This window comes from Angustibacter sp. Root456, assembly GCF_001426435.1.
Lineage (GTDB): Bacteria > Actinomycetota > Actinomycetes > Actinomycetales > Angustibacteraceae > Angustibacter.
The window spans coordinates 350300-369036 of record NZ_LMER01000014.1; the positions used below are offsets into that span (position 1 = coordinate 350300).

The 18737-nt window shown below is 69.3% G+C and carries 19 protein-coding genes; 1 reads left to right on the forward strand and 18 read right to left on the reverse strand.

Annotated features, from left to right (window positions below; all coding sequences use genetic code 11):
* The first annotated feature begins 58 nt into the window (after positions 1 to 58).
* Positions 59 to 565 carry a transcriptional regulator gene (locus ASD06_RS06795; protein ID WP_056674769.1) on the forward strand — a complete coding sequence of 169 codons (507 nt, stop codon included), beginning with the start codon at positions 59 to 61 and terminating at the stop codon, positions 563 to 565.
* Between the two features lie 83 nt (positions 566 to 648).
* Here ASD06_RS06795 and nusB read toward each other — a convergent pair whose 3' ends face one another.
* The 18 genes from nusB to ASD06_RS06885 all read right to left on the reverse strand — a co-directional run bounded on the left by nusB (position 649) and on the right by ASD06_RS06885 (position 18705).
* On the reverse strand, positions 649 to 1059 hold the full coding sequence (nusB, locus tag ASD06_RS06800; protein WP_056674771.1) for a transcription antitermination factor NusB: 411 nt from the start codon (positions 1057 to 1059) through the stop codon (positions 649 to 651).
* 6 nt (positions 1060 to 1065) lie between these two features.
* A complete protein-coding gene (gene efp / locus ASD06_RS06805) occupies positions 1066 to 1626 on the reverse strand; it encodes an elongation factor P (protein ID WP_056674773.1) in 561 nt (186 codons plus the stop codon).
* A gap of 102 nt (positions 1627 to 1728) precedes the next feature.
* Positions 1729 to 2805: a 3-dehydroquinate synthase gene (aroB, locus tag ASD06_RS06810; RefSeq protein ID WP_056674775.1), complete on the reverse strand. Its 1077-nt coding sequence runs from the start codon at positions 2803 to 2805 to the stop codon at positions 1729 to 1731.
* Positions 2802 to 3329 carry a shikimate kinase gene (locus ASD06_RS06815; protein WP_056674777.1) on the reverse strand — a complete coding sequence of 176 codons (528 nt, stop codon included), beginning with the start codon at positions 3327 to 3329 and terminating at the stop codon, positions 2802 to 2804. Before ASD06_RS06815 ends, aroB begins: the two co-directional genes overlap by 4 nt.
* Positions 3326 to 4552 (reverse strand): chorismate synthase, encoded by a 1227-nt coding sequence (gene aroC, locus ASD06_RS06820; RefSeq protein WP_056674779.1) that lies wholly within the window; start codon positions 4550 to 4552, stop codon positions 3326 to 3328. Before aroC ends, ASD06_RS06815 begins: the two co-directional genes overlap by 4 nt.
* A 78-nt stretch (positions 4553 to 4630) precedes the next feature.
* A complete protein-coding gene (locus ASD06_RS06825) occupies positions 4631 to 5386 on the reverse strand; it encodes a hypothetical protein (RefSeq protein ID WP_056674780.1) in 756 nt (251 codons plus the stop codon).
* A gap of 12 nt (positions 5387 to 5398) precedes the next feature.
* Entirely contained in the window at positions 5399 to 6046 is a 648-nt protein-coding gene (locus ASD06_RS06830) for a type 4a pilus biogenesis protein PilO (RefSeq protein WP_056674782.1), read from the reverse strand.
* Positions 6047 to 6049: 3 nt separating this feature from the next.
* Entirely contained in the window at positions 6050 to 6811 is a 762-nt protein-coding gene (locus ASD06_RS06835) for a PilN domain-containing protein (protein WP_056674784.1), read from the reverse strand.
* Positions 6808 to 7866 (reverse strand): type IV pilus assembly protein PilM, encoded by a 1059-nt coding sequence (pilM, locus tag ASD06_RS06840; RefSeq protein WP_056674786.1) that lies wholly within the window; start codon positions 7864 to 7866, stop codon positions 6808 to 6810. The genes ASD06_RS06835 and pilM overlap by 4 nt, the downstream gene beginning before the upstream one ends.
* A gap of 96 nt (positions 7867 to 7962) precedes the next feature.
* A complete protein-coding gene (locus ASD06_RS06845; protein WP_056675139.1) occupies positions 7963 to 8742 on the reverse strand; it encodes an A24 family peptidase in 780 nt (259 codons plus the stop codon).
* A 67-nt stretch (positions 8743 to 8809) separates the two neighbouring features.
* Entirely contained in the window at positions 8810 to 10903 is a 2094-nt protein-coding gene (locus tag ASD06_RS06850; protein WP_056674789.1) for a hypothetical protein, read from the reverse strand.
* Positions 10904 to 10917: 14 nt separating this feature from the next.
* Positions 10918 to 11616: a type II secretion system protein J gene (locus ASD06_RS19110; protein WP_056674791.1), complete on the reverse strand. Its 699-nt coding sequence runs from the start codon at positions 11614 to 11616 to the stop codon at positions 10918 to 10920.
* On the reverse strand, positions 11613 to 12959 hold the full coding sequence (locus ASD06_RS06860; protein WP_157371559.1) for a prepilin-type N-terminal cleavage/methylation domain-containing protein: 1347 nt from the start codon (positions 12957 to 12959) through the stop codon (positions 11613 to 11615). The genes ASD06_RS19110 and ASD06_RS06860 overlap by 4 nt, the downstream gene beginning before the upstream one ends.
* A 168-nt stretch (positions 12960 to 13127) precedes the next feature.
* Positions 13128 to 13646, reverse strand: coding sequence for a prepilin-type N-terminal cleavage/methylation domain-containing protein (locus ASD06_RS06865; RefSeq protein WP_200941924.1), 519 nt, complete (start codon positions 13644 to 13646; stop codon positions 13128 to 13130).
* Between the two features lie 114 nt (positions 13647 to 13760).
* Positions 13761 to 14255 (reverse strand): type IV pilin protein, encoded by a 495-nt coding sequence (locus tag ASD06_RS19830; protein ID WP_304438676.1) that lies wholly within the window; start codon positions 14253 to 14255, stop codon positions 13761 to 13763.
* Positions 14256 to 14362: 107 nt separating this feature from the next.
* Entirely contained in the window at positions 14363 to 15583 is a 1221-nt protein-coding gene (locus ASD06_RS06875) for a type II secretion system F family protein (RefSeq protein WP_056674799.1), read from the reverse strand.
* 11 nt (positions 15584 to 15594) lie between these two features.
* Positions 15595 to 16836 carry a type IV pilus twitching motility protein PilT gene (locus ASD06_RS06880; protein WP_235502248.1) on the reverse strand — a complete coding sequence of 414 codons (1242 nt, stop codon included), beginning with the start codon at positions 16834 to 16836 and terminating at the stop codon, positions 15595 to 15597.
* Positions 16837 to 17040: 204 nt separating this feature from the next.
* Positions 17041 to 18705 carry a GspE/PulE family protein gene (locus ASD06_RS06885; RefSeq protein ID WP_056674801.1) on the reverse strand — a complete coding sequence of 555 codons (1665 nt, stop codon included), beginning with the start codon at positions 18703 to 18705 and terminating at the stop codon, positions 17041 to 17043.
* Positions 18706 to 18737: the final 32 nt, after the last annotated feature.

An 18737-nucleotide genomic window follows, 5' to 3' on the forward strand; every position in this document is an offset into this window, starting at 1 on the left:
TCCGTGACCATGTGGAGGCAGCTGGTCCGCGGGTGACCGGCCGACCGAGGAGACGAGCATGTCGACGGACTACGCCAGATCGCTGGGGGCGCGGCTGCGCGCGATCCGCACGCAGCAGGGGCTGTCCCTGCACGGCGTCGAGGAGCGGTCGGACGGGAAGTGGAAGGCCGTCGTGGTGGGCTCGTACGAGCGCGGCGACCGCGCCGTCACCGTGCAGCGGCTGGCCGAGCTCGCCGACTTCTACGGTGTGCCGGTCTCTGCGCTGCTGCCCGACGCCGGCAGCAGCTCGGTCGTCGAGGCGCCCCCGCGGTTGGTCATCGACCTGGAGCGGCTCGGCAACGTGCCGGCCGAGCGGGCCGGCCCCCTGGCTCGCTATGCCTCGACGATCCAGTCGCAGCGCGGCGACTACAACGGCAAGGTGCTCTCGATCCGCCAGGACGACCTGCGCACGCTCGCCGTCATCTACGACATGCCACCGGCCATGCTCGCCGAGGAGCTCATCAGCTGGGGCGTGCTCGACCCCGACGCGCGCCGGGCCGTCGACCCGTCGTCCGACCGCGTCTGACCCGCCCCTCCCCCGGCGTGATCATGCACGCCAGCGCGGCACACCGCTGACCCGGCGGAACGCCGCGCTGTGCGTCGGTGCAGCTAGAGCGCGATGCTCGGCTTCAGCTCGAGCACCCGGCTCAGCAGCCCGTTGACGAACGACGGCGAGTCGTCGGTCGACAGGCTCTTGGCGAGCTCGACGGCCTCCGACACGGCAACCGCGTCGGGGACGTCGTCGTTGTAGAGGATCTCCCAGATCCCGAGACGCAGCAGCGCGCGGTCGACGGCCGGCATGCGCTCGATGGTCCAGCCCTGGGAGTACGTCGAGATCAGCTCGTCGAGCCGCTCGCGACGGGCGACCACGCCCTCGACCAGCTCACCGGTGTACTCGTTGACGGGCGGGTCGGACGCCGCTACCCGGTCGGCGAGGACGCGCAACGGGTCGCGCCGGCGCTGGTCGGCCTCGAAGAGGACGTCGACCGCCCGCTTGCGGGCCTTGGTGCGTGCAGCCACCTGGGCTCAGTTCACCCGGCCGAGGTAGTCACCCGTGCGGGTGTCGACCTTGACCTTGGTACCGGTCTCGAGGAACAGCGGCACGGCGATCTGCGCGCCGGTCTCGAGCGTCGCGGGCTTGGTGCCGCCGGTGGAGCGATCGCCCTGCAGGCCCGGCTCGGTGTACGTGATCTCCAGGACGACGGAGGCCGGCAGCTCGACGTACAGCGGCGTGCCGTCGTGCAGCGCCACCACGGCGTTCTGGTTCTCGAGCATGAAGTCGGCTGCGGTGCCCACGGTGTCGGCCGGCACGTGGATCTGGTCGTACGTGTCGGTGTCCATGAAGACGAAGTCGTCGCCGTCCTTGTACAGGTACTGCATGTCGCGCTTGTCGACGTTCGCAGTCTCGACCTTCGTGCCCGCGTTGAAGGTCTTGTCGACGACCTTGCCAGAGAGCACTGCCTTGAGCTTGGTGCGCACGAACGCCGGGCCCTTGCCGGGCTTGACGTGCTGGAACTCCACCACTGACCACAGCTGGCCTTCGATGTTGAGCACCATGCCGTTCTTCAGGTCGTTCGTCGTCGCCACTGCCGTCGCTCTCTGTGGGGGAATGTCGAGGTCCGAGCCCCGTCGGGGCCGCCGACCATGGTACCGGCTGGGCGGCGGCTTCTTTTCAGGCTGCCGCGACGGTCAGGCGAGCTCGGCGTAGGCCGCGAGCAGCAGGGACGGGTCGGGCCCCTCGAGCCGCGTGGGCTGGGCCAGGCCGGTGAGGACGACGAACCGCAGCAGGTCACCGCGCGACTTCTTGTCGCGGCGCATGGCCGACAGCAGCTGGTCCCAGCGGTCCTGGCGGTAGGTCGTGGGCAGGCCGAGTGCGGCGAGGACGTCACGGTGCCGGTCGGCGGTGGCGTCGTCCAGCCGTCCGGCGACGCGGGCCAGCTCGGCGGCGAACACCATGCCGACGCTGACGGCCGCCCCGTGCCGCCAGCTGTAGCGCTCGACGTGCTCCACCGCGTGCCCCAGCGTGTGGCCGTAGTTGAGGATCTCGCGCAGGCCGCTCTCGCGCAGGTCCCTGCCCACGACGTCGGCCTTCACGCGCACGCTGCGCTCGACGAGCTCGCGGGTGGTCGGGGTGTCCCAGGCCGTCGTCGCCGCCGGGTCGCGCTCGACCAGGTCGAGGATGGCGGGATCGGCGATGAAGCCGCACTTGACCACCTCGGCGAGGCCGGCGATGAAGTCGTTGCGCGGCAACGTCTCCAGTGTGCCGAGATCGCACAGCACCCCTGCCGGCGGGTGGAAGGCGCCCACGAGGTTCTTGCCCTCGGTGGTGTTGATGCCGGTCTTGCCTCCCACGGCGGCGTCGACCATGCCCGCCAGCGTGGTCGGCAGGTGCACGACCCGCACGCCCCGCAGCCACGTCGCCGCCACGAACCCGGCCAGGTCGGTGGTCGCTCCCCCGCCGACGCCGACGACCGCGTCACTGCGCGTGAAGCCGGCCTGGCCCAGCACGCCCCACAGGAAGTCGGCGACCTGCGCGGTCTTGGCCTCCTCGGCGTCCGGCACCTCGGCGACATAGGCCTCGAAGCCTTGGGCTGCAAGGTCGTCGCGCACGGCCTCGCCGGTGGCCCGGAGAGCCTTCGGGTGCACGACGAGCACCCGCTGGACTCCCTCGCCGAGCATACCGGGCAGCTCGCCGAGCAGCTGCTCCCCGATGACGACGTCGTACGGCTGGTCACCGGTGACGGTGACCCGAGTCGGTGCGCTCATGCCTGCTCGCGCTCCTTCAGCGCCGTCACGACGTCCGTGACGACCTCGTCGACCGACCGGCCGGCGGTGTCGACGGCGAAGGTCGCCACCCGCTCGTACACCGGCCGGCGGGCGTTCATGAGCTGGGTCCAGGCCGCGCGCGGGTTGACCATGAGCAGGGGCCGGCTCTGCGCGAAGCCCACGCGCTTGGCGGCGTCGGCGATCCCGACGACGAGGAACACGACGTGCAGGCCCTGCAGGTCGGCCTCGGTGCGGGGGTCGAGCACCGATCCGCCGCCGAGCGCGACGACGCCGGAGCCGTTGGCGAGCAGCTGCGCGCACACCTCGCGCTCCAGCTCGCGGAAGGCCGGCTCGCCGTCGTCGACGAAGATGTCGGAGATCGAGCGACCCTCGCGCTGCTCGACGACCTCGTCGACGTCGACGAAGGGCTCACCGAGCGACTGCGCCACTGCGCGCCCGATCGTGGTCTTGCCCGACCCGGGCGGACCCACCACGACGAGCCGCGGCCGCGGGCCTGCGCTCATGACCAGCTCCTCAACGTCTCGGGCACGGCGGCGAGGTACGCCGCGTGGTTACGCGCGCTCTCCGCCACGGAGTCACCGCCGAACTTCTCCAGGCAGGCCTCGGCCAGCACGAGCGCCACCATGGCCTCCGCGACGACGCCCGCGGCGGGGACGGCGCAGACGTCGGACCTCTGGTGGATCGCCTTGGCGGCCTCACCGGTCGTCGTGTCGATCGTGTCGAGCGCGCGTGGGACCGTCGAGATCGGTTTCATGGCAGCCCGCACCCGCAGCACCTCGCCCGTGGACATGCCACCCTCGGTGCCGCCGGCCCGACCGGTGCGGCGGCGCACGACGCCGTCGGCGTCGCGCTCGATCTCGTCGTGCGCCGCCGAACCCCGGCGGGCCGCGGTGCGGAAGCCGTCGCCGACCTCGACGCCCTTGATCGCCTGGATACCCATGAGCGCACCGGCCAGGCGGGCGTCGAGCCGGCGGTCCCAGTGCACGTGGGAGCCGAGCCCCGGCGGCAGGCCGTAGGCCACGACCTCGACGACGCCCCCCAGCGTGTCGCCGTCCTTGTGCGCGGCCTCGATCTCGCTGACCATCGCGGCAGAGCCCGTGGCGTCGAAGGCGCGCACCGGGTCGTCGTCGAGCCGGTCGACGTCGTCGGGGGTCGGCAGCGCTGCGTCGTCCGGGACGCCCGCGGTGCCGATGGCCACGGTGTGCGACACCAGGCGGATCCCGAAGGCCTGCTGCAGGAACGCCGACGCCACCGCTCCCAGAGCGACCCGCGCGGCCGTCTCGCGTGCGCTCGCCCGCTCGAGGACCGGGCGCGCCTCGTCGAAGCCGTACTTCTGCATGCCGACGAGATCGGCGTGACCGGGCCGCGGCCGGGTGAGCGGGCGGTTGCGAGCCAGCTCCTGCGGCGCACCGACGTCGTCCGCGCCGGCCAGCGCCGCGGCGTCGACGGGGTCGGGGCTCATCACGGTCTGCCACTTCGGCCACTCGGTGTTGCCGATGCGCACCGCCACGGGTGATCCCATCGTGCGGCCGTGCCTCACGCCACCGAGCAGTTCGACGGCGTCCTGCTCAAACTTCATGCGCGCACCGCGCCCGTAACCCAGCCGTCGGCGTGCCAAGGCCTGGGCTAGATCGTCGGTGGTGACCTCGACGTCGGCCGGCAGCCCCTCGAGGATCGCGACGAGGGCCGGCCCGTGCGACTCACCGGCGGTCAACCAACGCAGCATGCCCTCAGTCTCGCAGGTGGCCGCGGGCCGAGACGCCGAAGGCCCGTCCCGTGAGATGCGGGACGGTCTTCGTCTTGCTTAGTGCACCACCGTCGAGTCGTTGCCACAGATCTCGAAGGCGGAGTCCCCGTAGAGCAGCGAGGCGCAGTACTTGTCCTCAGCACTTGAGTGCCAGAGCCTGGTCAGGCGGAAGTGGCCCGCGAATGTGTTGCCAACCTTCACCTTGTAGACCTTGAGCTTGGTGTCGATCGAGGCGTCAGCACTCCCAACACCGAACCGGGCGTACGACAGGCCGAAACTCTCCTTGTCAGCGAGTGTCGGTGGGTCCATCTGAATCACTAGGCGTGTCGGCGAGGTGGTGATCTGCCCGTCGCCGCTTGGGACCCCTCCACTCGCCGAGCCCGAGTTGCTTGTCGAGCCCGACGTCGTCGAACCGGACGTCGTGCCGGACGGCGTGCCCGTGCCGGACGTCGAGCCCGTCATGCCGGACGCCGGGCTGCCCGCGGCGCCGGTCGTCCCTACCGAGGCGGCAGCCGGCTCGACGACGAGCGCCTTGAACGGGTCGCGGGCGTTCTTGCCGGTGAACTTCTTGATGGCGGGCGCGCTGCTGGCCGAGGGCGCGGCGCTCGGCTGCTGCCCCACCGTGTGCTTGGCGGCGGCCACCACACCGGTCTCCGCGGCGTCGGACCCACCCGACAGGAGCACGTACGACATGGCGGCCACGACCGCGAGGCCGGCGGCGACGCCGCCAGCGACGAGCACCTTCTTGTTCGAGCCCTCGGTGGGCTCCTCGACGACCACGGCGTCCGCGGGCGTGTTCTTCCTCAGGTTCATGGCAGTCCCCACTCAGCTCGCGGTGCCGTTGGTCGTCGCGGCGCTGGTCGCCGCCTGAGCCGCCTGAGCGGCGGCCTTGGAGTCGAGCACGAACACCTTGCCGACCAGCGTCATCTGCAGGTCGTCCTTGGCGGCACCGTCACTCGACGCCTTGCCGACCTGGATGTTGTCGACCAGGATCGCCCGGCGCATCTTGCTCTGCAGCTTCTGCAGGTAGAGCGTCAGCTCGGCGTACGACCCGGTGGTGACGATGGACGTCTGGATCTGCTGGATCGGTGCGGTGGCCGCTGCCGCCGCCGTCGAGGAGGCACCAGCGGTGAGGGGCTGCGGCGCCGACGGAGCGACGCTGACGAGCACCACTCCGGCATCATCCGCGTACGACGACAGGTCGCGCACGAGGGACGGCAGGGCGGGGTTCTCGGGCATCTCCTGCTTGATCTCGGCCAGCTGGGCCTGTCGAGCCGGGAGCGAGGCGAACTGCGCCTTGAGCTCCTGGGTCTTCAGCTTGATCTGGTCGTTGAACTGCTGCTGCTGCGTGACCTGGTCACGCAGGGAGGCCGCCTCGGATCGCTGCGGGGAGATGAGCAGGAACCAGGAGGCCACGAGCATCAGCACCGCCAGCAGGCCGGCCCCGAGGCTCCAGACACGGGACTTGGTCATGGATCAGCCCTGCTTCCGGTCGTAGCGGTGCGACAGCGCGTCCGACGTGATGGTCGCGGTCGACACGAAGTTGACGATCGTCTTGGTGCCGACCTTGGCCCTCGCCGAGGTCGAGAAGTAGGCGTCGGACATCCCGGGCTGACGCGCGAGCACGTCGAGCCAGGTGGCGACGTCCGGGTGGTCGAGCGCAGATCCCTGCACCGTGAGGACGCCGATGCCCGTGGCCGGAGCGTTCGCCGCGGGGGACGACGGCGTGGCCGGCGCCGCCGGCGTGGTCGGGGCCGCCGAGGTGGTGCCACCCGTGGGTGCTGCCGGAGCGGCCGCTGTCGAGCCGGAACCGCTCAGCGCGAGGCTCACGTTCGTGAACCAGACGTTCTTCGGCAGGGTCAACGAGAAGTTGTTGAGGGTCCGGAACCACTCGACGTCGTTGGCCATGGCCGTCGAGCGCGCCGTCTCGGCGGCGTCGATCGCCGCAATGGTGCGCGGCACGTCGGCGTACTTGGCCTGCTGCGCCTGCAGGCGCACGGTGTCGGTCTTGGTCGCGGCCAGCTCGTCGGCGGCGTGGTTCTTGCTCTGCACCTGCAGGGCGTAGACCCCCGCCACCGCCAGGACGACGACGCCGAGGCCCGCGGCCAGACCGGCCTGGGTGCGCCGCAGGCGGCGCGCCTCCTCGATCTCGGACGGCAGCAGGTTGACCCGCGCCACCCGCTGGAGAACGGGCGTGACGACCGTCTGCACGGTCTGGCTCTGCGCCACCTGGCTCATCGGTCAGCTCCCAACGCGAGACCCACCGGCACGGCGACCAGCGGCTGGACGAAGTTGATCTGCTCGTCGCTGAGGCCGGTGCGGCCCACGGCGACGCTGCTGAGCGGGTTGCCGACGGTGACGGGCAGCCGCGTCGCCGCCTCGAGCCGGTCGGCCAGGCCGTGCAGACGCGAGCCGCCACCGCTCAGCACGAGCCGCTGCAGGCGCGCGCCAGCCGGCGCGGACGAGGAGAAGTAGTCGAGCGAGCTGCGGACCTCGTCGACGAAGGCGGCCGCCGTGCTCTCGAGCGCGCGACCGGCGGAGAGCTGCTGCTCGTGGTCGATACCGCTGAGGTTGGGGTTCTGCTTCAGCGCCTCGGCCTGCGCGCGGGTCATGCCGAGGGTGTCGGCGACGGCGTCCGTGACGTCCTGCCCACCCATGAGCAGGATGCGCACGAACAGCGGCGCACCCGCACGGTGGACGACGATGTTGCTCACCCGCGAGCCGACGTCCACGAGCGCGACGGTGTCGGCGTCAGCCGCGCCGAAGGCACCGAGGGAGCGCAGGACGGCGAACGGCGTGAGGTCGACTGATGTGACCCGCAGGCCGGCCTTCTGGGCCGCGTTGACGTTCGACAGCACCATGTCGCGGACGGCGGCCACGAGCAGGCCCCGCAGCATGCGCGGCTGGCCCGGCTCGCTCACCTCCTCGACGGCGTGGAAGTCGAGTACTGCCTGCTCCACGGGCATGGGCAGGAAGTCCTGCACCTGGAACGGCAGCGAGGCCCTCAGCTCACGCTCAGGCAGCGCGGGGAGGTCGACCTGGCGCACGATGACGCGCTGGTTGGCCACTCCCAGCACGACCTGCTTGTGCGAGAAGCCGGTGTGCGACCACAGCTGCTTGAGTGCTGCGGCAACGGCGTGGGCGTCGGCGACCTCACCGTCACGCACTGCGCCGTCGGGCAGCGCGACCTGCCCGAACTTCTCGAGCGTCACACCGCGCTTGCCGAACGACAGCTCAGCAGCGCGCACGCCCGACGTCCCGATGTCGAGACCGATCGCGGACCGTCCAGCCACCTCGTAACCCCTTCCATGCGGCACAGCCGCGTGGCGGCCCTCCTGGTGGGGCCGTGTCACAGGGGTGATCGGTGCGGTTGAGCGGCTACTTGAGCGCTAGATGCCGATCATCTGCAGATAGCGGTCGACGAGCCACTGACCGAAGAACACCGCGACCAGCGCTCCGGCCAGCATGAACGGGCCGAACGGGATGGCGCTCTTGCGACCCGCGCGCTTGGCGAGCATCAGACCGGCGCCGTAGACGCCGCCGAGCAGGAACCCGAGAAAGCCACCGACGGCGAGCACTCCCCAACCGAGCCAGCCCAGGTAGGCGCCCAGCACGCCGGCGAGCTTGACGTCACCGAAGCCCATGCCGGCGGGGTGGATGAACACCAGAACGAAGAACGCGGCGTACAGCACCGCTCCCCCACCGGCGGCACGCAGGTACTCGTGCCAGCGGCCCTCGATCACCGCCGGCAGCAGCAGCAGGACGGCCGTGACGACGTACGACGGCAGCACGATGGCGTTGGGCAGTCGGCGCACGTCGATGTCGATGAGCGCCAGGGCCACGCTGATCGCGCACAGGTAGAGGTACGCGGGCAGCTCCCACGCGACGCCGAAGCGCCAGGCCATCAGTGCGAACAGCACGCCGGTGGCGACCTCGACTCCCGGGTAACGCGCGCTGATCGGCGCCCCGCAGTCCCGGCAGCGGCCACGCAGCAGCAGCCACGAGAGCACGGGCACGTTGTCGCGCGGGCGGATCGGGTGGCCGCACTGCGGGCAGTGACTGGCCGGGTGAGCCACCGACTCCCCGCGCGGTACCCGCCAGACGACGACGTTGAGGAACGAGCCGATCACCAGGCCGACGACGGCGCTCAGCAAGACGAGGAGGGCGATCACGAGGCGGCAGCCTAGCCGTGACGCGTCGGTGGGCAGGGCAGGCACGCCCTGCCCACCGACGACGTCACTGGCCGACGTACTTGGGCTTCAGCTCGCCGGTCGTCTGCGCCGACCAGCTCGCGTTGGTCCACTGCGGGAAGTACGGCGGCGACTGGAACTGCAGGCGTGCGTCGTAGCCGTAGTCCTTCAGGAAGCCGCTCGACCCCTGGCGCACGATGCCGCGGTAGCGCTGGGCGATGGAGCCACGCACCGACAGGGTCCCGATGTCGCCGCCGTAGTCGTAGGACTGCACGAGGAACGAGTGCTGCAGGGTCTGGATCGACCCGTAGATCCACCGCGTACCACTCGAGCCGGTCTGCCCGGGATAGCTCAGGTTGTTGTAGCTGTTGCCGTAGCTGTACCCCTGGGTCCAGGTGCACGTGTAGTTCTGGTTGTTGTTGCCGTTGAAGGTCGGGAACCCATCGACCGTGCTGCTGCAGTAGCTCGTCACCTGGTTGACGTTGCTCCGGCTGCGCGCCACGGGGTGGTAGACCTGCACCGAGTTCGCTGCGACGAGGCCCACGATGTCGGTGCCCGCCGGCGCGTCCCCGGCCGCCGTCGAACGCAGGAGCAGGTCGTTCGTGACGATGACGTTGTTCTCCGCGGCGACGGTGACACGGCCGTTGACGGTGCCCTCGACGTACACGTTGCCCTGGCCGCAGTCCATCTTCACGGGGTGGGCGTCGTTAGGTGCGCTGTCGGTGACGGAGTACCCGGACGACAGCCTGCTCCACCCGCTGCTGTTGCTCCACCGGAACGTCCGCGTCGTCTTGGTCGTCGCGGAGTCCGGGTTGAAGTAGCTGATGTCGCGCACCTCGCGCGCCGTCGTGCCACTGCCCTGCGGGATGACGTCGGACGCGCTGCTGCCCGACGAGGACCCGTTGACGATCTGCCCTGGCACGCACGTGTCCGCGGTGCCGGTGTTGCGGACGTAGATCACCATGTCGGTCGGCACGGGCACCGTCTGCCCGGCGTTAGGCCTCGGGTCGCTCGCGCTCGTCGGCTTGTAGCTGGACGCGACGCCGCAGTCGGTGCCTGCAGGAGAAGCGGGGTTCACGATCGTGCGCCCGTTGCTCATGGTGTTCCACACCGTCATGGTGCCGTTGCTGTTGAAGCGGATCCGGGTGTCGCCCCAGAACACGCAGCCCGGGTAGTTGATGAACTCCGCGCTGTTGTCGGGCAGGTCGAGCTTGTCGGCGTACTTGGCGCCGGCCGAGCCGGCGAAGAAGGGGACACCGGAGCTGTAGTACGTCGTGTCGTAGGGGTAGTAGCGCCAGCACTTGCCCCTCAGGCTGCTGCTCGTCGAGGCTGTCGTGGGGCAGTTGGGGTCGGCCGTCTCGAAGCCCTGCGTGAAGGTCGCCTGGCTGCCCTCGCCGCCACTCGTGCCACCCCAGATGCCCGGCGTGTCGTTGAAGTGCACACGGCCGTCGAGCTTGTCGCCGCCGGCGAAGGCGATCTCGGTGCAGCCCGAGCGGTGGCCGGACAGGCTGTTCGTGGAGAGCGTGCCCGTGTAGCCGCTGGCCTTCTGGTACCAGTACTTGCCGTTCGCCGAACCCGTGCCCCCGCAGTCGGCCGAGGTGCCGTTCGGGTAGACCACGGTGTTCTCGGGGTCGGCGTCCTCGAAGTCGGTGTAGTACAGGAAGTCCGTGGAGCCACCGCGGGCGACGCGGACGTCGATCGTGCGGTAGGTGTTGCGCACCTTGCCGGTCGAGGTGAGGCGCACGCTGCCGGCCGTGTAGGTGGGGTCGTAGTGGAACGTGCCCTTAGTCGGGTCGGCGGCCTTGACCGCCTGCCACCCGACGGGGGTCGAGGACGTCCAGCCGCAGGTGTTGACGCCTGCGTTCGGACCCTTCATGGCGACGTTGCTGCAGTCGACCGACAGTGCGTAGCTGTCGGCCTTGTTCAGGCGGGCGACGAAGTCATCAACGCCGGCCTGAGCCGCCGAGAGCGCAGCGTTCCAGTCCTGGTCACGCCGGGCCTGCGGGGTCACCTGCAGGGCGTACGCGAGGGATACCAGCATGAGGGCGGTCATGACCGTCCCGACGCCGAGCACCGTGACCATGGCGAAGCCGCCGTCACCGCTGGTGCGGCCGCGCAGCGCCTTCCAGAGTCGTTGCATCAGCTGTCCTTCGCTCACGTGTTCGCGGGGTTGTTGTTGATACGGGCGTTCGCGTTCGGCAGGGAGACGCGGGTGATGACCGTGCTCGCCGGGACCTCGTTACCGGACTTGACCGAGAGCGCGATGTCGACCGAGTTGACGTCCGGCAGCGTCGTCGCGGTCAGCGGCGTCGACATGCCAGCAGGCTGCGTGACGCTGTAGTAGACGAACAGCGGCTTGGCCGAGCTGTACACGATCTTGCGGGCCACGATGCGCGTCTTGACGACGCAGCCGGGCGAGCCCACGATGCAGTAGGTGTACGCGCCGCTCGCGTCGATGCCGTTCGGCGGCTGCACCGACTCGGTGAGGTCGCCGCTCGAACTCAGCACGTAGCTGACCTTGCTCGGGCCGTTGACGTTGGCGGGGTTGTAGATGTTGGCGTAGAAGCTGACCCGGTTCCAGTCGGCCGACAGGAACGCGGACAGGTCGGTGTTACCGCCGCCGATCTGCGAGGGCAGCACAGCGGTGCGGATGGTCTTCGTCATGGTCTCGACAGCCGCCTTGGCCTGCTGGGCCTGATCGAGCCGGTTCACGTTGCCGCGCACGGTCTTCTGCGACTGGATCAGCGCCCCGAAGGCCAGCGAGGTGATCACGCCGAGGATGCTCATGACGGCGAGCATCTCCGCGAGGGTGAAGCCACCTTCGGACCCCCGCAGCCCGCGCAGCCGCCTCACGGCGTCACCGACAGCGTCGTGACCTGCTGCGGGCTCGTCGCGTTGACCGACAGCTGGGGCCAGGCTGACGAGGAGGTGAGGCCGTCTGCCCGCAGCTCCCACGTGCCCGCCGGAAGCGAGGTCTTCAGCCGACCCGAGGAGTCCGTGACCCCGAGCGTCAGCGTCGCGTCCGTGGTGCACCCCGAGGTGCTGGTGGCGTACCCGCGGATCGTCGCGTTCTGCACCGGCAGCAGCGAGCTGTTGACCACTGTGGCCTCCACGGGCGTCAGGTAGTGCGAGATGGTGCCCGTGCCACCCGGGGCCACCACCGTGGCGGGCTGGCGCGACGTGCCGGCGCTCGAGGGATCGGACATGCGGCACGCGCCCGGCCACGAGACGTAGCCCGCTGGCGCGGGCCAGAGGCTGCCGATGGTGGTGGACGGTCCGGCTCCGGGGAAGGCCTTCGTGCCGCCGACGATGTCGGTGCTGTAGATGGTGATCGGCACCGTCTGGCTCGGAAGCGCGAACCCGCCGGCTGTCGTCAGCTGCGCCTGCAGCGCCCCCGCCTGGTCGTAGGCGATCGACGTGCTCTTCATCTTGCCCTGCTCGAGCGAGAGCGACCCCGTCGCCGTGGCGTTGAAGGTGTTCGACACCCACCCGCCCACCGAGACCGTGGCGGTGAAGCTGGACGGCGCGGCTGGGAGGCCGGAGAACTGCACGACGGCGCAACCGTCGTCGGCTGTCGTCGCGGTCGCCGACATCGCGCCGTCCGAGACCGTCACCGGCACACCCGATCGTGCTTGCCCGTCTGCACCGACGATCTTGACCGCGGCGTACCCGTCGGTGCCGTTCACCTGTGCCTTGCGCGGGGTGAGGATCGTGTTGTTCTCCACCGGCTTCGTGGAGCCCATTCGAGGCCACGAGACCTTCACGTTGACCGCCAGCACGGGGTAGGTGACGGCACTGCCGCCATCGCACGCGCTGGAGCCGACGCCCGAGGGCATCCAGGTGGCGGACCGAGTCACCGTGAAGGGCAGGCCGTCGATCGTGAGCGGGTTGCCTGCGACCTGGCTGGCGAGCGGGTGGGGATTCGTCACCACGCCGGCGTCGCCGATGAGGGCCGGACCGTCGATGTTCTTGTCGTTGAACTCCTGGCGCACGATCTCGAGCTCGCGGGCCGCGAGGTTCGCCGCCTGGATCCGGTTGCGGTCGAGGCGGGTCGAGTTGGTCGCGCTCTGGATGCCGTACGCCACGGCCGTGGCGATGATCGAGAAGACGACCATGGCGAAGAGCATCTCGACCATGCCGAAGCCTGCGTCGAAGTCACCCCGCACGCGGTCGCGCCACCGTCGACGCAGATCCATGCCACCACCCACTCAGCCGTGCCGGCGGCTTCTGCCACCGGTCGCTCCTGTCACTGTCGGCGTGCGCAGCCGCGATCTTGAGGCACCCGTTCGGATGCAGTCGCTGAACGGCGAAGGGGCCGGTCCCCTGCGGGACCGGCCCCTCAGGCCGTGCGGTGATCAGTCAGATCACGGGCAGGCGGTCGTGGTGATGCCGCCACCCTGGCTGTTGTAGTACAGACCAGCCACAGCCTTGTCGCCCTTGGCGTTCTGGCCGGTGATGCAGTAGCCGGTCGCGTTGGCAGCCGTCGTCTCGACCGTTCCGTCGGCCTTCAGCAGCTTGAAGGTGAAGTAGTTGCCGCTGCTGACCTTGACCGAGGTCGGCGAAGTGGCGCCGATCGAGACGCTGACACCAGCCGTCGTGGTTGCGGGCTGGTAGTAGGCCTGGTTGTCGGTGTAGTAGGTCTCCATCTCGTTCGCGATGGAACGGAGGTCCGACTTCACCGAGGTGTCGACGGCCTTCTTGCGCTGGTTCAGGAACACCGGGATGGCGATCGCAGCGAGGATGCCGATGATGATCATGACGACCAGGAGCTCGATCAGCGTGAAGCCGCTGTCCTTCTCCTGCGCCGCCTTGCGAATGCGAGCGAGCATGTGATTCGTCCCTTCGAGACGATCGACGTGGAGGGACGAGCCCGAACGGGCCACCTCCGGATGACACGTAGTGCTTCGGCGCCTTAGCGAGCGACTTGAGCGCCCGAACGGAGGAAAACACGAGATGGCCCCGGCGACTGCCGGGGCCATCTCGCAAAGCGGTTCAGATCAGCTGCAGGCAACGCCCTTGGCCTGCAGGCCACCCTGGTCGCTGTCGTAGTACCAGTCGCCCGTACCCTTGGTGTTCACGGCCTTGAGGCAGTATGTCCCAGCCGCCTGGCCGCCCACGAGCGAGATCGTGTTGCCGGTCGAAACCTTCGCCGTGCTGGTGACAGGCGGCGTTCCGCCGTCGGTCAGCGTCACCGTGGTGGAGGACTGCGACAGGGCGCTGGGGTACGCCTGAGAGTCGGTGTAGAAGGTCTCCATCTCGTTGGCGACCGAGCGAAGGTCCGACTTCATCGAGGTGTCGACGGCCTTCTTGCGCTGGTTCAGGAACACCGGGATGGCGATCGCGGCGAGGATGCCGATGATGATCATGACGACCAGGAGCTCGATCAGCGTGAAGCCGCTGTCCTTCTCCTCCGCCGCCTTGCGAATGCGAGCGAGCATGTGATTCGTCCCTTCGAGACGATCGACGTGGAGGGACGAGCCCGAACGGGCCACCTCCGGATGACAGATAGAGCATCGGCCGCACGATCAAGGTCTTGAGCCGCTGAATGGGGGAAAATGAAACGACCCCGGCGGGTGCCGGGGTCGTCTCGTCGAGCAGCTCAGTTGATGAGGTTGAACACCCCGAAGATCGGCATGTAGAGCGCGACGATCATCGACCCGACGACCGCTCCGAGGAAGGCGATCATCAGGGGCTCGATGAGCGAGGTGAGGGCCTCGGTGGTCGCCTCGACCTCCTGGTCGTAGAAGTCGCTGATCTTCACCAGCATGTCGTCGAGCGCTCCGGTGTCCTCACCGACCGCCATCATCTGCACGACCATGGGTGGGAAGACGGCGTGGTCCTTGAGCGGGCCCGAGAGGGAGTCCCCCGACCGCACCGACTGCTGCACCGCGCGTACCGCCTTGGCCACGACCTCGTTGCCGCTGGTGTCGGCCACGATGTCGAGGGCCTGCAGGATGGGCACACCCGACTTCAGCATGGTGCCGAGGTTGCGCGTGAACCGGGACAACGCGATCCGCTGCACCAGCGAGCCGAAGACCGGCATCCGCAGCTTCCACGGGTCGACGACACCGCGGACGTTGGGCTGGTGCTTGATGCGGTTCCAGCCCACGCTGGCCAGCACGAGGGCGATCAGCAGGGGGACGCCACCGATCTTGAGCACGGACGACAAGAACACCAGCGCCCGCGTCGGTGCCGGCAGCTGGGCGCCCATGTCGTGGAACATCTTCGCGAAGATCGGCACGATGAACAGCAGCATGCCGATCACGGCGAGGATCGCCATGACGAAGACGACGACCGGGTAGGTCATGGCGGACTTGATCTTGCCGCGCAGCTTGACCTCGGCCTCGAAGTTCTCGGCCACCTGCAGGAGCACCGCGTCGAGGAAGCCGCCGACCTCACCGGCGCGGCACATGTTGATCATGATGGGCGGAAACACCCGGGGGTGCTTGGCCAGCGCGGACGACAGCGACTGTCCTGTCTCGACCTCGGCCCGGACCTCGCCCAGGATGTTGCCGAGCACCTTGTTCTCGGTCTGCTCGGCCAGGATGGTCAGCGCGCGCAGGAGCGACAGACCGGAGTTGATCATGGTCGCGAACTGGCGCGCCATGATCGCGAGGTCCTTGGTCTTCACCTTCCCGCCGAAGCCGGGGATGGTGATCTCCTTGTTCATCCCCCCGTTGGCCTGGGTGATGCTGACCGGGGCGTAACCCAGCGTCTTGAGCTTCTGCACCACCTGGCCCTGGTTCTCGGCGTCCAGGGTGCCCTTGACCAGCTTGCCGTCGCGGTCGCGAACGGCGTACTCGAACGTGATCGTCGCCATGGTGGGTGTCCTCAGATCCGGCCGAGAAGGCGGTTGTAGTCCTCGACGTGGTGGCACTTCTCCAGACCGTGCTCGTACGTGATCTGGTTGGTGCGCACCAGCTCGGCGAGGTGCTGGTCCATCGTGTGCATGCCGTGCTGGGCGCCTGCCTGCATGGCGGAGTAGATCTGGTGCGTCTTTCCCTCGCGGACGAGGTTGCGGATCGCGGGGGTCGCCACCATGACCTCGGTGGCGACGACCCGGCCCTTGCCGTCGCGCGTCTTGCACAGGGTCTGGCAGACGACGCCCTGGATCGCGCCGGCGAGCTGCACGCGCACCTGCTGCTGCTGCTCGGACGGGAAGACGTCGATGACGCGGTCGATCGTCTGAGCGGCGTCCTGCGTGTGCAGGGTCGCGAAGACGAGGTGGCCGGTCTCTGCCGCGGTGAGGGCGACCGAGATCGTCTCGAGGTCACGCATCTCACCGACGAGGATGATGTCGGGGTCCTGGCGCAGCGCGTGCTTGAGGGCGTTGGAGAAGGACTTGGTGTCCTCCCCCACCTCGCGCTGGTTGACCACGCAGTTCTTGTGGCGGTGCAGGAACTCGATCGGGTCCTCGACCGTCATGATGTGCTCGTGGCGGTTACGGTTCGCCAGGTCGATGATGCCCGCGAGCGTCGTCGACTTTCCCGAACCGGTCGGGCCCGTGACCAGCACGAGACCGCGCGGCAGCCCGGCGAAGTTGTTGACGGCCGGCGGGATGCCCAGCGCCTCGAGCGGCTTGATCTCGTACGGAATGAGACGGAACGCCGCACCCATCGCCTCGCGCTGGCGGTAGACGTTGACGCGGAAGCGCGCACGCCCCGGCACGGCGTAGGCGAAGTCGAGCTCGAGGTCGTTCTCGAAGCGCTCCCGCTGCTTCTGCGACAGCATCGCGTAGATGGCGCGCTGCAGCACCGGCGGCGTCAGGGCCGGGTGCTCGCCGAGCGGGCGCAGCTCACCGCGCACGCGGATCATCGGCGGGGCGCCAGAGGTGATGTGCAGGTCGCTCGCGCCGGTGGCGATCATGTCGATCAACAGCTGGTTAATCTGCAGGTCGGCCTCGGTCGTCTGCTCGGTCGTCGCCCGGCGGTAGGCGCCGGCGTCCGCCTCCGGCGGCTGCACGAGCGTCGCGGCGGGCGCGGGCAGCGAGCCCGAGGTCACGGGCGCGTAGCCGTCCTGGGCACCGGCGAAGGTGAACTGCTCCGGCACGTACGGCTGTCCGGTGGTGCTCACGGCGCTCCCTGTCGACGCGCTCGGCGCAGGATCGGCCGAGCTGGAGATCTTCTCTGGGCGCTATCGGCACGCCCAGCGAGGCCCTTGAGCGGTTCGGTCGCCGCTTCCCCCACCGCCGCCGTCGCCCCTGGCAAATTCCCCGGAACTTGTGCGCCTGGGCCGTCCCAGGCGTACAAGTTCCGGGGAATTTGCCAGGAGGGCGCGTCAGACGACGACGCGCAGGACCTCTTCGATCGAGGTGACGCCCTCGTAGACCTTGATCCAGCCGTCCATGCGCAGCGTGGTCATGCCCTCCGAGCGCGCGGTCTCGCCGATCACCGCAGCCGACACCCGGTCGACGGTGTGCCGCTCGATCGTCTCGCTCACCGCCATGACCTCGTGCAGCGCCACCCGGCCCTTGTAGCCGGTCTTCGAGCAGGCCGAGCAGCCCACCGGCCGGTACAGCACCGGCAGCTGCTCCCCCGGCGACCACGGGAAGCCCACCTTCACTAGGTCGTCCGCCTCGGGGGTGTACGCCTCCTTGCAGCGCGGGCACAGCCGGCGCGTGAGGCGCTGAGCCAGCACGCAGTCCAGTGCCGAGCCCACGAGGAACGGCTCGATCCCCATCTCGGTCAGCCGCGTCACCGCGGACGGCGCGTCGTTCGTGTGCAGCGTGGCCAGCACCAGGTGGCCGGTGAGTGCCGCCTCGACGGCGATCTGCGCCGTCTCGTGGTCGCGGATCTCACCGATGAGGACGACGTCGGGGTCCGAGCGCAGGATCGAGCGCAGCGCCGCCGCGAAGGTCAGGCCGGCCTTGTTGTTGACCTGCACCTGGTTAATGCCCGGCAGCCGGTACTCGACCGGGTCCTCGACCGTGATGACGTTGACCTCGGGCTTGCTGACGATGTTCAGCGTCGCGTACAGGGTCGTCGACTTGCCCGAGCCGGTCGGGCCGGTCACGAGGATCATCCCGTAGGGCTTCTGGAAGCTCTCGGAGAAGCGCGCGTAGTTGCCCTCGGAGAAGCCGAGGTCGCCGAGCGTCAGGCGCGCCGTCGAGTTGTCGAGGATGCGCATGACGACCTTCTCGCCCCACACCGTCGGCAGCGTCGCTACGCGCAGGTCGATCTTCTTGCCGTTCGCGTTCACCGACAGGCGCCCGTCCTGCGGGATCCGCCGCTCGGCGATGTTGATGTCGGCCATGATCTTCAGCCGCGAGATCACGCCACTCTGGATCGCCTTGGGCGAGCGCATGACCTCGTGCAGCACGCCGTCGATGCGGTAGCGCACGCGCAGGTCGGTCTCGGTCGGCTCGAGGTGGATGTCGGAGGCGCGGTCCTGGATCGCCTGCGTGATCAGCAGGTTGACGTACTTGACGATCGGCGCGTCCTCGGTGATCTCCTTCACCTTGGACAGGTCCTCGTCGTCGTCGGTGACGTCGAGGGCAGAGGTGATGTCGTCCATGTCCGCGTCGGCGCGGTAGTACCGGTCGATCGCGGCGATGACGTCGGCGCGCGTCGCGACGACCGGACGCACCTCCATACCGGTCATCGAGCGGATGTCGTCGAGGGCGAAGACGTTGCCGGGGTCGGCCATCGCGACGAGCAGCTTGCCGTCGTCGGAGTAGCCGATGGGCAGGCAGTTGTGGCGGCGGACGACGGCCCCGGGCACGCGCCCGGTGGCCGAGCCGTCGACCTGGTACTCCTGCAGGTCGACGAACGGCAGCCCGATCTGCTGCGCGAGCGCGGCGACCAGCTGGGTCTCGGTGAGCACCCCCTGGTCGACCAGGACGCGCCCGAGACTGCGGCCCACTCGCTGGTGCTCGTCGAAGGCAGCGCTCAGCTGCCCCTCGTCGACCAAGCCGTCAGCGAGCAGGATCTCGGCAAGCTGCATGGGTAGCGCACGCTCCCTGGACCGAAGGCGGG

Coding starts and splice junctions, on each gene's coding strand:
- aroB (WP_056674775.1), bottom strand. CDS start 2,805: ATGAGCGCACCGACTCGGGTCACCGTCACCGGTGACCAGCCGTACGAC.
- ASD06_RS06875 (WP_056674799.1), bottom strand. CDS start 15,583: ATGGCGACGATCACGTTCGAGTACGCCGTTCGCGACCGCGACGGCAAG.
- ASD06_RS06835 (WP_056674784.1), bottom strand. CDS start 6,811: ATGAGCCAGGTGGCGCAGAGCCAGACCGTGCAGACGGTCGTCACGCCC.
- ASD06_RS06830 (WP_056674782.1), bottom strand. CDS start 6,046: ATGACCAAGTCCCGTGTCTGGAGCCTCGGGGCCGGCCTGCTGGCGGTG.
- ASD06_RS06860 (WP_157371559.1), bottom strand. CDS start 12,959: ATGGATCTGCGTCGACGGTGGCGCGACCGCGTGCGGGGTGACTTCGAC.
- ASD06_RS06815 (WP_056674777.1), bottom strand. CDS start 3,329: ATGAGCGCAGGCCCGCGGCCGCGGCTCGTCGTGGTGGGTCCGCCCGGG.
- ASD06_RS06885 (WP_056674801.1), bottom strand. CDS start 18,705: ATGCAGCTTGCCGAGATCCTGCTCGCTGACGGCTTGGTCGACGAGGGG.
- aroC (WP_056674779.1), bottom strand. CDS start 4,552: ATGCTGCGTTGGTTGACCGCCGGTGAGTCGCACGGGCCGGCCCTCGTC.
- ASD06_RS06850 (WP_056674789.1), bottom strand. CDS start 10,903: ATGCAACGACTCTGGAAGGCGCTGCGCGGCCGCACCAGCGGTGACGGC.
- ASD06_RS06795 (WP_056674769.1), top strand. CDS start 59: ATGTCGACGGACTACGCCAGATCGCTGGGGGCGCGGCTGCGCGCGATC.
- ASD06_RS06825 (WP_056674780.1), bottom strand. CDS start 5,386: ATGAACCTGAGGAAGAACACGCCCGCGGACGCCGTGGTCGTCGAGGAG.